Source organism: Roseburia rectibacter, assembly GCF_014287515.2.
GTDB classification, from domain to species: Bacteria; Bacillota; Clostridia; order Lachnospirales; family Lachnospiraceae; genus Roseburia; species Roseburia rectibacter.
The window spans coordinates 2,524,988-2,540,173 of the sequence record NZ_CP092473.1 but is presented as its reverse complement, the minus strand read 5'-3'; the positions used below and the strand labels follow the sequence as shown (position 1 = coordinate 2,540,173).

Below are 15,186 nucleotides of genomic sequence, written 5' to 3'. Positions count from 1 at the left end.
GATAACAGCTAACAAGTGTTATATAATGAATGAAAAGAATCTGAACTACAGAAGAAACATATCTGTGAAAGGAGAACAGTTATGAAAAAACGAATGATCGCATGGCTGCTTTGTGCCTGTATGACATTGACCGCGGCACCGGAGATGCTGCTGGCGGATGTGGCAGGGAAAGATTATCAGCAGACACAGGAAGAAAACAGTTTCAGAGAGAAAGGGACTGTGGAAACACAGACTGCAGAACAGGATGATGAAAAGTCGACAGTGACAGAGAAAAAAGAAACAGACCAGGCAGATGAAGAAGATCATAATGCCGGACATCTGGCAGAAGAAGAGTCTGGGGCGGTTGAGACGGAGATTGTTACGGAAGAGACAGAAGAGCCAGAAACGACGATTGTCACGGAAGAGACAGAAGAGCCAGAAACGAAGGTTGTTACAGAAGAAACAGAGGAGGCTGAAACAGAGAATGTCACAGAAGAGCCAGAGCAGGCTGAAACAGAGAACGTTACGGAAGAAACGGAGAGTACAGAGGAGATTTTAAAAAGGGCATTATCAGGTGACGAGATCAGCCGTATCGACTGGGTACAGGAACTGGTAACATTATTTGATCTTACGGTAGATGGGGACAATTATCCGGATAATTATTACAGTGACATATCAACGGATGATTCGTTTTATCGTGATGTGATGGTGGCATGCGAGTTCGGAATGATCGATCTTGAGGCAGGAGAAGAATTTCGACCGGAAGATGCAGTGACACGTGAATTTGCAGCGCAGACCATGAATGCGATGCTTGGTTTTGTGCCGGAAACAGACAGTTATACTTATCAGGATACAGCAGATGTTACATATAAGGATGCAGCACAGGTCGCAATCGATAGAGGATGGGTTACGGTTGCTGCCGGTAAATTTCTCCCGGAACAGTCACTTACAACGGAAGAACATGATGCAATGATCGCGGATGCAAAAAAGGTTTTGGCAGATGCGCAGATAGAGACCGGAAAAGAAAATACCTGTACGTTTGCGTCCGGAGTAGTTGTTGTACCAAAGGGAACAGCCGTATCTATTGATGTGGACGGAATAGTTATGATCGAAAACTGTCCGGTTACGATCAAACAGGGAACAACATTTGCCGTGTATGTTAACGATATTGTCATGGCATATAAGGCAGAAAGTGTACGGACAGAAGGAACAACGACATATATTACAACCGCAGATGCGGATGATGGCGCGGTTTTAAATGTTGACCAGCAGGGCGAACTGGATGTTGATATGACGGAATTTATTCCGGCAGATGAAGAAACATATGTGGTAAATGGTGTTACAGTCACAGAAGGTATGACAAGGGGGATATCCTATAAAAACAATACCCTGCGTGCAGATAAAACGATTTCCATCTCAGATGATGTCACAGCGACAGTAAGTGTTGTGATTTCAAACATGAAAGTAAGTTACAGGCTGAAAAATAATGACTATTATTTTACAGTCAGCGGAGATATGGAGTACTCCTGCAATGTAAAAGGGGACGCATTTAAAGATATTAACCATACACTGACGCTGGGGGCAGTGCCGCTCGGCGGTGTTGGTATGCTGACGCTGGCAATGGAATATAATCTTTCCGGGGAGGCAACGCTTACCGTGGAAAAGGAATTTGAAGCCGGATTTGCGTATTCGGACGGATTCCGTGTAGTTGGAAACAGTCATAAAAAAGGATTTTCCTTTTCAGCAGAAGCAGATCTGACCACAGGTATTGTACTCTCCGCAAAAGCAACGCTCGGAATTGTCAGCGGAGATATTTATGCAAAAACCGGTGCACGTATGAACATCAAATACGTAAGGTACAGTTCCGGAACACCGACATACTGTGCGTCACAGGCGGCATATCTGTATGCATCAGTGGGGGCAAGTGCAAAGATCGGAGTTGGTATTGCATCAAAGACCTTTAGCAAAAGTATAGAGATCTGGGGAAAGAATAACAGTCCGGTGCGCGTGTACTATCATATTGAGGACGGCGTACTTCGGACATCATGTACGCGTGGGAAAGAATTTGCCGCGCAGGGAGGCTGGACAAGTTATTGGACATCTCCAGGTTCGAGATATTTCAATCCGGCGGGCGTAGGAAGCTATTTTGATGCAGGAGCAGGTGCAGGCGGTGCGATCGTACCGATTTATACCTATACACTCGATGATGCAAACAGGGCTACGATCACAGGATATAGTGGAAATGCGACGGCACTTTATATTCCGGGGGAGATTGACGGGCATGAGGTTGTTGCGATTGGAGATAGCGCTTTTGAGAACCGGACAGATTTGAGAACGGTGATGATACCAGATAGCGTGACGGAAATTGAAGCATATTCATTTAACAATTGTACTAACTTATCAAATGTGACATTATCTAAAAATTTAGAGAGTATGGGAAGCAGTGCGTTCGGAAATTGTGATGGCTTGACGCAGATAGAGATACCGAAAAGTTTGGAAAGCTGTGATATATCTTATGGATCGTATGGACCCTTTAGAGATTGCGATAAATTAAAAAAAGTAAAATTTGAAGAGGGAACAACGATAATAGCAACAATGTTGTTTCACCATTGCACTGGAATAGAAGAAATAGAAATTCCCGATACAGTAACAATAATAAAAGATAGTGCATTTGAAGAATGTACGAATTTGAGGTCGGTACAAATTCCAGACACTGTAACAAAAATAGAGCCGGAGGCATTTCAGAATTGTGTAGGATTAACAAATATTAGGATACCAGATAGTGTGACGAGAATAGATGGTGGAGCATTTTATGGGTGTAGTAATCTTGTAAATGTAACATTGTCAAAAAATTTAGAGAGTATGGGAAATAGTGCGTTTGGAAATTGTGATAAATTGACGGAGATAGAGATACCAAAGAGTTTGACAAGTTGCGATATATTTTATGGATCGTATGGACCCTTTAGAGATTGCGATAAGTTAAAAAAAGTAAAATTTGAAGAGGGAACAACGGTAATAGCAACAATGTTGTTTCACCATTGCACTGGAATAGAAGAAATAGAAATTCCCGATACAGTAACAATAATAAAAGATAGTGCATTTGAAGAATGTACGAATTTGAGGTCAGTACAAATTCCAGACACTGTAACAAAAATAGAGCCAGAGGCATTTCAGAATTGTGTAGGATTAACAAATATTAGGATACCAGATAGTGTGACGAGAATAGATGGTGGAGCATTTTATGGGTGTAGTAATCTTGTAAATGTAACATTGTCAAAAAATTTAGAGAGTATGGGAAATAGTGCGTTTGGAAATTGTGATAAATTGACGGAGATAGAGATACCAAAGAGTTTGACAAGTTGCGATATATTTTATGGATCATATGGACCCTTTAGAGATTGCGATAAGTTAAAAAAAGTAAAATTTGAAGAGGGAACAACGGTAATAGCAACAATGTTGTTTCACCATTGCACTGGAATAGAAGAAATAGAAATTCCCGATACAGTAACAATAATAAAAGATAGTGCATTTGAAGAATGTACGAATTTAAAGTCAATACAAATTCCAAATACTGTCACAAAAATAGAGCCAGAAGCATTTTATAACTGCACTTCGCTAACAACAGTAAATATTCCTGATACTGTTAAGTCTATAGATAAGTCCGTGTTTTCGGGTTGCGCCAGCCTGACGGAAGTGCATTTGCCAAGTACCATAAAAGAAATGCCTGTAAGCGCATTTTACAATTGCAAAAAGTTAACCACCATCAACTTCCCATCCACCCTGACCATGATCGGGAACTCCGCATTCTCTGGCTGTGAATCCCTGCCGGAAGCAATACTTCCATCCGGGGTAGAAAAAATAGAAAGCAACGCATTTAAAAACTGTAAAGCCTTGAAAAAGGCAGCGGTACCGGATACCGTTTCATCCATTGGAAGTTCTGCATTTTATGGCTGTGAAGCTCTGACCGACATTATATTAGGCAGCAAGTTAAAGAAGATTGAGAGCCAGACATTCTACGGCTGCACAGTTCTGCCATCCATCGTGCTTCCTTACAATGTGACCACGATCGGTGACAGTGCCTTTGTCAACTGCACGAAGCTGACGCAGATCACAGTCCCGCGCAACACAACTTTGATCGCATCAAATGCATTTTCCTATCCAAAGAAAATGACGATGTACGGTCCGTCTGATTGCTATGCCCAGACTTATGCAAGCGGAAAAGGAATCAAGTACGTCACACAGGATATTCATGCAACCTCAGTCAGTCTGGATATTACAGAAAAAACGGCGGAGCGCTATGACGATTTCCAGCTGACAGCGACGATCGCGCCTTTGAATTTCACAGATGCAGTGGTATGGACAAGTTCCAACGAAGAGGTTGCCACTGTTTCTGATACCGGATATGTGGAGATCTGTGGTGTTGGAACAGCAGTCATTACGGTAACGGCTGGAAATGTAAAAGCTGCCTGTAAGATAACCGTACCGCAGCTGATAGACTGGATCGAATTTGATGAGGATGAGATTGAATTAAAAGCTGGTGAAACCTATCAGTTGAAACCATATATTTCACCTTCGGATGCCACAAATAAAAAACTCAAATATACTTCTTCTGATACGAAAGTGGCAGAGGTTTCTGCAAGCGGACTTGTCACTGCAAAATCGGAGGGTGAAGCAAAAATCCGGGCGGCGGCAACGGATGGCAGTGATGAATATGCAGTCTGCTATGTGACTGTTACCGGAAAGGCGAAAGTAACAGGAATAACTTTAGACAGGACATCAGCAGAGGTAAAAAGAGGAGAGAAGCTAACCTTAAATGTGACTGTATCACCATCTTATGCCTCCAATAAAAAGGTAGTCTGGAAATCGGCAAATACAAAGATTGCCACCGTGGATGCCAACGGCAGTGTGACAGCAAAAGCACCGGGCAGAACGAAGATCATGGTGACTTCGTCTGAAAACAGTAGTTATCAGGCATCCTGTACGGTTACAGTACCATATAAAATTACCTACAAACTGAATAAAGGTAAAAACAATGCCTCAAATCCGTCAACTTATTATAGAAAGAAAGTAACACTGAAAAATCCGTCACGCAAAGGATACGCATTTGCAGGCTGGTATACGGATGCAAAATTTAAAAAGAAGATCACAAGTATCAGCAGCAGCGCAAAATCCGATTACATTTTGTATGCAAAGTGGACAAAAGTAAAAGTGGCGAAGGCTTCTCTTACGTCTGCGAAAAACAGCAAGAGTAAACAGATTTTACTGAAATATAAGAAAGTATCCGGCGCAAAAGGTTACGAGATTTCTTACAGTACGGATAAAAAATTCAAAAAGGCGGTTACAAAGAAAAATACGGCGAAGACATCCTATACCATAAGTAAACTGAAAAAAGGAAAGATATACTATGTGCGCATCCGGGCTTATAAAATGGATTCCACGAGCAAAAAAGTGTATGGAAAATATTCATCCGTGAAAAAAGTTAAGGTCAGTAAATAGAAAAATTTAAAGTGTGTAACTATTAGAAAATGACAGGGAAGACAGTGTCCGGATTGATATTCAGCCGGACCCTGTCTTTCTTTAAAAATAGCCGCTTGTTTTGTTACTGTTCACTTATCACTTGAACACTTTGCTGTTCAGGCGCGTATGAACATGATGTGGGGGTGAGCAGCCCCTTTTGCGAAGCAAAACTTTATATGGGGCTGCGAAGTTACAGTCCGCAGGGTAACCTGTGAACAGTAACTTTGTTTTTGTACAACCTGCACAAGAAATTTCAAATTGGTTGCATACTAAGGATGACGTATGATAAAATAACTCAAAGCATATTTCTATTGATGCGGACATTTATCCGATGCCATAATTATGAATCCGGCAATTCTGTCTGCATGACTATCAGGATGTATACATCCGTCTATCTTTCAAAAACATTTCAGAAATCTATGCTTTTTATCCACAAAAATGAAAAGCAGGAGATCTGGATGAGCCTCCTGCACACAGGAGGAACCGAATATGAAGAAGAGCACACAGGTATCAGAAAAGATACCGACAGCCAACCGTCAGTACAAAGACACTGTATTCCGTATGCTGTTCTCAGAGAAAGAGAATCTCTTATCCCTGTACAACGCAGTGACCGGAAGCCATTATCAGAATGCGGAAGCCCTTAAGATTGTCACGTTGGAAAACGCGATCTATATGGGAATGAAAAATGACCTGGCATTTATGTTAGAGACGAATATTTATCTCTATGAACATCAGTCGACGATCAATCCCAATATACCATTGCGGGATCTGATTTACATAGGAATCGAATACCAGCAGTTTGTGAACGATAAGTCACTATATTCGTCAAAGCTGCAGAAGATTCCGGCACCGAAGTTTATGGTGTTTTACAATGGAACCGATGACGTAGAAGACCGTATGGAACTGAAACTTTCATCAGCATATGAGCATCTGGCAGGAGAGCCGGATTTAGAGTTAAAAGTTCTGATGTTAAATGTGAACGAAGGACACAACAAAGAACTGATGGAGCAGTGCCAGACATTGAAGGAATATGCCATTTATGTTGCGAGAGTCCGAAAATATGCATCAGAGCTGAATCTGAATGATGCAGTTGAGAGGGCGATCACGGAATGCATCAAAGAAGGAATTTTAGTGGAATTTCTTCGGAAGAATCGTTCGGAGGTAAAGATGGTGAGTATATTAGAGTATGATAAAGAGTGGGAAGAAAAGAAACTCCGAAAGGCAGAATATGAAGCTGGTAAAGAGGATGGCAGAAATGAGGGAATCGAAATCGGCAAAAACGAAGGAATTGAAATCGGTAAAAATGAAGCTATAGCAGAAATGATTCACAATATGGCGAAATGCGGTTATTCCATAGATAAAATCGCCGAAATAACCGGCAGAAGTACAGAACAGATACAATCGATAATGGACAGATGAGCGTAGTAATAACAAAACAGGAGAAAATCTTTTATGTGAAGATTTTCTCCTGTTTTGTTTAAGTATGATTCATCCTTTCCTGCGGTTATGATTCTCATAATATACCAGCTTATCCTGATACATCTGCTTATCGATACGGTTCATAAAATCATCCATTGTCTCGACACCCAGGTTGGAGACTGCATATCCCATAGAGGCTGATAACTGATATGATTTGTCATTTGTCTGGTTTTCTTCCTGAAAATTCTTTTTTGCGCGCTCAATCAGTTCCGGGATAAACTGCTCATCCGTTGTGTTTAACATTACAACAAACTCATCGCCTGCATATCTGGTTACTACGCCATATTCGCTGAATGATTTCCGAAGCAGATCAGCAACAATGATCAGTGCAGCATCTCCCTCAGAATGTCCGTAGTTATCGTTAATCTGCTTGAAACCGTTTAAGTCAATCATGATACCTGAGACCCAGACGCCTTTTTTCTTACAAGCCTGTTTTTGCAGAAACTCCAGATACACACGGTTATACAAGCCTGTAAGACGATCTACAAAAAATTATTTCATTTTTCAGTGCTGTCATGATTCCCGCGATCGCAATGGATGTCCATGTAATGGCAATCTCTACAAAAAGTGCCTGTACAACTAACCCGAATATAATAGGAACGAGAAATACCCGTACAGGAAACAGTTTCAGCGTACCAACTTTTTTGCGGCACCTGCCATATAAATACAGGCTGTCCAAAATATAAAAAAATGCAAAGAACAGGAAAATGCTATACGCTGATCCCCTCTGCTATACGCCATCCTTACTGTTAAATACCAGCGGATAGAAAATGTTGATGACCAGCAGAATACAGGCAACAAGTGCAACTATCCGGTACATTTTCTTATGTGTATCTGTAAAGGGGATATTCATGTGCGTCATTATAAATTGTGCCCACGAATAGCCAATCAGTACATTTCCTAAATAGAGCCACGAGCCGCTTACGAATACAAGAATTTCTAAAAATATACCATAACTGCCGTTAAGATAGAAAACGCAGCAGTCAGCAACATTAGAAATAGCCGTAATTCCCATCATGCGCAGAACAATCTGCCAATCAAAAAATTAAAAAACACCTTTTGACACCCGAATCCTTATATGGAAGAAACGCAGACATTCTGTATTATTTTACATACGTGGAGGGGAATGCTTCTTATTATACAACGTATTCCATGTGTATCATTATTCCTTCTATCATTGGGGCAGCCTGTTTCCAGCCAGTATTTCGCAAATTGAATAATAAAGGCAGAACGGCATCTGTTTTTGCATTACTGACAGGAATTGCAATGCTTACAATGTTTTTCTTTAACGCAAAGGAATCACCGGTTGTTTTTTATACTTTATCCGGTCTGACACAGTTTTTCTTCTCTGGATTTAATACTGCAATTTATGCGATCATTCCTGATTGTGTGGAATATGGGGAGAGGAAAACAGGGCTTAGAAATGATGGCTTTCAGTATGCGTTTATTTCACTGGGAAATAAGATTGGAATGGCGGTCGGAACCTCACTTTTAGCAGGATTACTTGGAAAATACGGTTATGTTGCAAATCAGACACAAAATGCAGCAGTACTTTCTGTTATGAAACATGCATTTATTACAATTCCAGGAATACTTTGGATCGTGACAGCGGTCGTACTGTTTTTCTACCGGTTAAATAAAAAACGTTATAACGAGAATGTGGAGGAACTGAAACATGGAAAAAAAGGTTGATATTGCCGCATTAGGCGAACTGCTGATCAATTTTACGGAAGCAGGATACAGACAGGATGGAAGAAAACTGTTTGAACAAAACCCAGGAGGTGCACCGGCAAACCTGCTGACAGATGCGGTCATAGAAGATCCAGCTTATTTTACAACGCTGGCATTTGTGGAAAACGATGAAATTGGAGAACGGAAATTTTCTTTTGCAAGAAAACCGGGAGCAGATACACAGTTAAGAAAAGAAGAACTGGATCAAACATTAATTTCTGATTGTAAGATTTTCCATTTTGGATCGCTGTCGCTGACCGATGAGCCGGCGGAAGGTGCAACGATCAAAGCAGTGAAAATGGCAAAAGAAGCAGGTGCACTTATTTCATACGATCCGAATTACCGTCCATCTTTGTGGAAGAGTAAAGAAATCGCAGTTGAAAAAATGAGATCGGTCATAGAACTGGCAGATGTCATGAAAGTGTCCGATGAAGAGAGTATACTCCTGACCGGTGCAGAAAGTTATGAAGATGCAGCGGACAGACTGCTTGCCATGGGACCAAAACTGCTTGCAGTCACACTTGGAGAAAAGGGTGTGCTTATGGCAACCCAAAATAGAAAAGAGATTATAAAAGCATTTAAAACGAAGGCAGTTGACACGACCGGAGCAGGAGATTCGTTCTGGGGTGGTGTTTTATGTGGGATTCTTTCTTTGAATAAACCCATTGAGAAGCTGGAGTGGGAAGAAATCACAAAATGTGCCGTTTTGGGAAATGCGGTTACCGGATTGTGTGTACAAAAGAGAGATGGGATACCTGCCATTCCGTCAAAAGAAGAAGTGCTGGCATTAATGCAGAAGTCAGGGTGTTAAAAATATAATTGACATATGAAAATAGATGTACTATCATCAAGTTGGATGTAGGTACATCTATTTTTGCGTAAAAAAATAAACATGAACTGTCCGCCAAATGCTGGTTTGTGGTTGACATGCGTCGCCCGTCCAAATGGTGTGTCGTAGGTCTGTGAATGGCATCTTGCGCAAAGCCGGAGTTAATTTTGGTTCCGTTGTACGAAAATAAGAAAAGTCTAAGTGTGTCTGAGTTAGATTTTCTCGGAGTGACGTGACCGGCAACAACGAGTCATCCATGACTCGATGCTGCCTTGTTCTGCCATCCGTGGCAGAACATCACTGTGTACCTACGGACACACTAAGATTTTCTAATTTTCTCCCAAAGTCACAAAATTACTTCGGCTTTGCGCAAGATGCCAGACTTCAGGTTATGAACACCATTTGGGCGGGCGGTTCATCTCAAAACTGGGAGCGCGGGTGTGAATTTTTGATATTCGCACGAATGAGAATATGCTTAAAATCCTAATGTGCTGTATCATTAATATTCAGCCTGATGACTTGTCTGAAGTTTCATCTGCTATGTTGCATTACATTAATCATTTCGTAAATTACCAGACTAATAATGCAGATTATTATTCCAAGTATGTATGTTTAAAAGCATAGATATAACAGATTGCGTCGAGATTTTTCAACCTTTTTGAAGTGAATGTCACAAAAATTTACGCACCCCCAAGGTTGTAAAATGAGTTCCCCGACGAAGGGTGGTTCACAACCTTACGGCTGGCAAATCGCATCAAGCCGGGTTCCGTTTTGTGACTTTGGGAGAAAATTAGGCAATCTTAGTCTGCCTGTTCGTAACACAGTGTTGTGCTGCCACGGACGGCAGCACAAGTCTTAATGCCCCCGGACGGGGCGTTTAAGACGCACACGTCACTCCTCCACAACCTATACCAGGCAGCCTTAGATTGACTTATTTTCGTACAACGGAACAAAACGAGTCCCGGCTTGATGCAATTTGCCAATCGAAAACCCCCGGAACCACCCTACACGAGGAAACTCATGTCACCCGCAAGCCATCATTTGTCAGGGCAGTTTATATGATGATAATTCAATTTTGCAGATAATTGGAAAAAGGAGACCAGCAATGGATGAAACAGGAAGAAAAATCACAAAAATAGCGCGTGAGGCATCTAAATTTACACTAAAAATGATGAAAGAAGAGGGAATCGGAACAGCAGAATTTGATTTCATCCATTTTATCAGGCACAATCCAGGTGTCACACAGGCAAAAGTCATAGAACAGTTAAAGATTGACAAAGGAGCAGCCGCAAGGCGCGCAGCAAGTTTAGAGAGCAAAGGCTATCTTTACCGGAAACCAAACCCTAAGGATGGCAGAAGTCAGCTTTTGTATGCAACAGAGAAAGCAGAACAATTAAAAAATTCAAAGGCACATATTGAGAGTGTGTTTTATGAATGGCTGTTAGCAGAGCTGCCGGAAGACGAGAAAGTACCATTTCTGAAAACGTTAGATAAGATTTACTGGAGATCTAAGGAGCAGCGGAGAGCAGAGTTTAAAGATGTGTCAAAACTTGTGGAAACAGGGGAAAGTGACATGGCAGAAATGGATGGTGAGACGGATGAGTGATAATTGTGGCAGAGAAAGCAATGGAAAAGAAATAAGTGGATTTCAGGCGGATCGGGTTATTTCTTATTTTAAAATGGAGTGGCAGGTTCTTCTTGCAGTGACAGTTTCCGGACTGATCTATAATTTAGGACTTCTTGCAGGACCATGGTTTGAGGGAAAAATGGCGGGATGTCTGGTGGATATCCTTAGAGGCAGAGCAGGGTTTCCTGACATGGAAAAACTGGTTGCAGCATATGTGATCGCGATTGTGGTAGTACAGAGTTCGAGATATATCAAGCGTTTTTATGTGAGACGTTTTGCAAATAATGTCAACCGGCGCATGAAGCATGTGCTCTATAACAGTCTTGTGCATAAAAGCAGGGCAGAACTTGAGGAGGAAGGTGCCGGAAATGTCATGACAAAGGCAATCCTTGATGTGGATGACTGTGCGGAGGGTATGCGGAAATTTACTACGGAAATATTTGATACCGGAGTGGCGCTGCTTGCATATGCCGGAATGTTACTCTTTTATGACTTTAGACTTGCTGTTTTAAGTATGCTGTTTCCCCCGGTTTCTTATTTTCTGGCTGAAAAAATGAAAGAAATCGTACAGCGGACGGGGGCGGCTTATAAGGAGCAGTCCGGGATTTTAAGTGCAGCTACCTTAGACCGGGCGTCAAATGCGATTACTTACCGTGTTTATGGCTGTGAGCAGGAGCGAAAAGATTCTTATGAAAAAAATCTGTCAGCATATGAAAAATCTGCAGTGCGGGTAAATATCTGGAGTGCGGCATTTCCACCGGTCTACCGTGTTATTTCTATGGCAGGTGTTCTATTTATTTTATATTTTGGAAGTAAAAACGTACTTGGAAACGGATGGAGATCCTGGGATGTGGCAGCATTTACCACCTTTCTTACCTGTTTTACCAAACTTTCCGTTAAATCATCAAGTGCGGCAAAACTTTTTAATGCAGTCCACAAGGCACAGGTCTCCTGGAAGCGGATCAAACCTCTCATGAAATGTGTTGAAAATGATGGCGAAAGCAGTGTTCAAAAGCCGGAAAAACTTGAAGTTTCCCATTTGGGTTTTGCATATCCGGGTGGAACAGATATCTATGAGGATATTACTTTTTCGGCACAGCCGGGACAGATCATCGGTGTTACCGGGGCAGTTGCATCCGGCAAATCGACATTTGGCAAGACGTTTCTGTGTGAATATCCTTATAAGGGAAGCATCCGTTTTGCTGGTGATGAGTTAAGTAAAATGGAAAATTCTGTACTGACCGGGACAGTGGGATATTTAGGTCATGATCCGGAATTATTTGATGACAGTATAAAAAATAATATTCTGTTAGGGGAGGATAAGGATGCCGCCGTTTATCTGAAGGCAGTGTGCTTTGATAAAGAAGTGGCTGAGATGGAACAGGGAATGGATACAGTTGTGGGAAATGGAGGAGTCAGACTTTCTGGTGGTCAGGCGAAACGTCTGGCACTTGCGAGAACCCTGTGTCATAAGAGACCAGTGCTGATCTTAGACGATCCCTTTTCTGCGCTTGACCGGAATACAGAGCAGGAAGTGTATGCGAACTTAAAGATGATGGCTTCAGACAGTATTGTAATCCTGTTATCACACAGACTTTATCTGTTCCCGGAAATGGATCAGGTAATCTGGATGGAACATGGGCATGCTGCGGTTGGCACGCATGAAGAGATAATGAAAAAATATCCGGAATATGCAAAACTTTATGAGGAGCAGACGAAGAGCAGTACAGTAGAAAACGGAAAGTCAGAAAAAGAAAAGCTTCTGACAGAACAAGTACAGGTATGTGAATAAAATTTTCAACTTAAAAAGAAAACGATAGACAGAAATGAGCCGGAGCAGAGAAATGCAGCGGAGAAAGGGGATATGCGGGATGCATAGCGAGACACAAAGTAAAACACATGGCAGTAAAAATGTAGGAAGCGTGATGCTTCGGACGATAAAAAAACAAAAATGGCTTTCTATCGGAATTGTGTGTGCAGTTGTTGGTGCAATTCTGACAGCACTCCTGCCACCGCTTATTCTTGGAAATATCATAGATAGTATGACAGCGGGAAATGCAGTATCATTTTACCTTATTTTATTATATTTTGGTTTTACTTTGCTCACAGGATTGCTGGAAAGTTCAAGAGAGGGACTGTTAGTTGTGTTTGGACAAAAGATCACGCACGCACTCAGAAGCAGTCTGATGGATAAATATACAGTTCTGACAGCGGATGCACTGATACATCAGGAGCCTGGAGCGGTGGTTTCCCGATTTGTAGGGGATGTTGATACGGTAGAAAATCTGTTTACATCAGGGATCATCAGTATGTTTGCGGACGCGTGCAAGATCATCAGTATTCTTGCAGTCATCTGGTTTAAAAACCGCGGACTTGCCATTGTACTGGTGGTATTGCTGCCATTTCTGTTCTGGTTTACGCGCATTGTGCAGAAAAATATGCTGGCAGCGCAGATCGAGAACCGGCGTGCCGTAAGCCGTGCATCGGGTCATGTGCCTCAGACGCTTCACAATATAAGAACAATCCGTAATCTTGGCAGGGAAAACTATATGGCAGAGTGTTATGACACTTATATCGGGGAAAGTTACCGTGCCATGGAGCGGACAAATTTTTATGATGCGATCTATTCTCCGGTTATTTTGATCTTAAATGCCGTGGTTGTGGCAGTTGTTATGTTACTTTCAGCGTCCGGCAATGCAAACGTATTAAATCTGTTTGGAATGTCAGCCGGTACAGCAGTTGCTGTCATGAATTATATTTCACAGATATTTTCCCCGGTGGAGAGTCTTGGTATGGAAATCCAGACGATACAGTCCGCGATAGCAGGCGTGCATAGGATCAATGAATTTTTCAGTCTGGAAGAACTTCCGGACAAAACAGGATACATAAAAGAAAATCTGCAAAAAGCAGATACGTCTTTTGTAAGTTTTGAAAATGTAACATTTGCCTATGAAGAACAAAATGTGATAGATAACCTTAGTTTTGAGGTGAAAGAAGGAGAACAGGTCACACTTTCCGGTCGCACCGGTGCAGGAAAAAGTACGATATTTAAGCTGCTGTTAGGACTATATGAACCAAAGACCGGCAGTGTACAAATTCAGGGAAAGCCGGCAAAAGATATCCCGGACACAGAAAAACGTCACCTTTTCGGCTATGTAGAGCAGTCTTTCCATATGGTTCCGGGAACTGTAAAAGAGCAGATCACACTGTATGATCCGTCTATTACCATGGAGGATGTCCGTGCGGCTGCAAAAATGACAGGACTTGATGATACGATCATGAGCTTAGAACATGGGTATGATACACCGTGTTCGGATGGAATTTTCTCGCAGGGGCAATGGCAGCTTTTGTCGATCGCCCGCGCAGCGGCGGCAAAACCGAAACTGCTTCTTTTAGATGAGATCACAGCAAATCTGGATGCACAGACAGAAAAAGAGGTTTTGCAGGCGTTAAAACGTGTCAGTGAGAACCGGACTGTGATATCTATCTCGCATAGAGTGAATGCGACAACGGGCAGAGTGATTGAAATCTGATAAACAACCCGCCCAATGCTGGTTTGTTTATGAAATAAATCGCCCGTCCCAATGGTGTGTCGCAGGTCTGTGAGTGGCGTCTTGCGCAAAGCCGGAGTTAATTTTGGTTCCGTTGTCCGAAAATAAGAAAAGTCTAGGTATGCCTGATTCAAGTTATGGTGGAGTGACGTGAACGGCAACAACGAGTCATCCATGACTCGATGCCGCCTTGTTCTGCCATCCGTGGCAGAACATCACTGTGTGTAGACAGGCATACTAAGATTTTCTAATTTTCTCCCAAAGTCACAAAATTAGCTTCGGCTTTGCGCAAGATGCCAATCGTCAGGTTGTGAACACCATTTGGGTGGGCGGTTCATCTCAAAATGGGGGCGCGGGTGTGAATTTTTGATATTCGCACGAATGGAAATATGCTTAAAATCCTAATGTGCTGTATCATTGATATTCAGCCTGATGACTTGTCTGAAGTTTCATCTGCTACATTGTACTACATG

7 protein-coding genes and 2 pseudogenes are annotated in these 15,186 nt (G+C 42.0%); 7 read left to right on the top strand and 2 right to left on the bottom strand.

Annotated features, from left to right (window positions below; translation table 11 throughout):
* The first annotated feature begins 81 nt into the window (after positions 1 to 81).
* Positions 82 to 5,475, top strand: a complete 5,394-nt coding sequence (locus tag H8S51_RS11970) for a leucine-rich repeat protein (protein ID WP_186900150.1) — start codon at positions 82 to 84, stop codon at positions 5,473 to 5,475.
* Positions 5,476 to 5,985: 510 nt separating this feature from the next.
* Positions 5,986 to 6,915, top strand: coding sequence for an RpnC/YadD family protein (locus tag H8S51_RS11965; protein WP_186900151.1), 930 nt, complete (start codon positions 5,986 to 5,988; stop codon positions 6,913 to 6,915).
* Between the two features lie 69 nt (positions 6,916 to 6,984).
* On the opposite strand, the pseudogene H8S51_RS11960 reads toward H8S51_RS11965, so the two are convergent.
* A pseudogene (locus H8S51_RS11960) lies at positions 6,985 to 7,449 on the bottom strand (GGDEF domain-containing protein); the annotation flags it as partial.
* Positions 7,450 to 7,705: 256 nt separating this feature from the next.
* Positions 7,706 to 7,993, bottom strand: coding sequence for a hypothetical protein (locus H8S51_RS11955; RefSeq protein ID WP_186900152.1), 288 nt, complete (start codon positions 7,991 to 7,993; stop codon positions 7,706 to 7,708).
* Positions 7,994 to 8,046: 53 nt separating this feature from the next.
* On the opposite strand from H8S51_RS11955, the pseudogene H8S51_RS11950 reads away from it, so the two are divergent.
* From H8S51_RS11950 to H8S51_RS11930, 5 genes and pseudogenes are all read left to right on the top strand, one after another.
* Positions 8,047 to 8,667 (top strand): annotated as a pseudogene (locus H8S51_RS11950) (MFS transporter); the annotation flags it as partial.
* Entirely contained in the window at positions 8,651 to 9,517 is an 867-nt protein-coding gene (locus H8S51_RS11945; protein WP_186900153.1) for a PfkB family carbohydrate kinase, read from the top strand. The pseudogene H8S51_RS11950 and the gene H8S51_RS11945, both read left to right, overlap by 17 nt.
* A gap of 1,123 nt (positions 9,518 to 10,640) precedes the next feature.
* Complete coding sequence (locus tag H8S51_RS11940; RefSeq protein WP_117922676.1) at positions 10,641 to 11,141, top strand: MarR family winged helix-turn-helix transcriptional regulator; 501 nt, start codon at positions 10,641 to 10,643, stop codon at positions 11,139 to 11,141.
* The gene (locus tag H8S51_RS11935; protein WP_241070697.1) at positions 11,134 to 12,954 is read left to right on the top strand and encodes an ABC transporter ATP-binding protein; all 1,821 of its coding nucleotides are present in this window, start codon (positions 11,134 to 11,136) and stop codon (positions 12,952 to 12,954) included. Before H8S51_RS11940 ends, H8S51_RS11935 begins: the two co-directional genes overlap by 8 nt.
* Positions 12,955 to 13,006: 52 nt before the next feature.
* Positions 13,007 to 14,695, top strand: a complete 1,689-nt coding sequence (locus H8S51_RS11930) for an ABC transporter ATP-binding protein (protein WP_330646606.1) — start codon at positions 13,007 to 13,009, stop codon at positions 14,693 to 14,695.
* Positions 14,696 to 15,186: the final 491 nt, after the last annotated feature.

Coding starts and splice junctions, on each gene's coding strand:
- H8S51_RS11955 (WP_186900152.1), bottom strand. CDS start 7,993: ATGATGGGAATTACGGCTATTTCTAATGTTGCTGACTGCTGCGTTTTC.
- H8S51_RS11945 (WP_186900153.1), top strand. CDS start 8,651: ATGGAAAAAAAGGTTGATATTGCCGCATTAGGCGAACTGCTGATCAAT.
- H8S51_RS11970 (WP_186900150.1), top strand. CDS start 82: ATGAAAAAACGAATGATCGCATGGCTGCTTTGTGCCTGTATGACATTG.
- H8S51_RS11935 (WP_241070697.1), top strand. CDS start 11,134: ATGAGTGATAATTGTGGCAGAGAAAGCAATGGAAAAGAAATAAGTGGA.
- H8S51_RS11965 (WP_186900151.1), top strand. CDS start 5,986: ATGAAGAAGAGCACACAGGTATCAGAAAAGATACCGACAGCCAACCGT.
- H8S51_RS11940 (WP_117922676.1), top strand. CDS start 10,641: ATGGATGAAACAGGAAGAAAAATCACAAAAATAGCGCGTGAGGCATCT.
- H8S51_RS11930 (WP_330646606.1), top strand. CDS start 13,007: ATGCAGCGGAGAAAGGGGATATGCGGGATGCATAGCGAGACACAAAGT.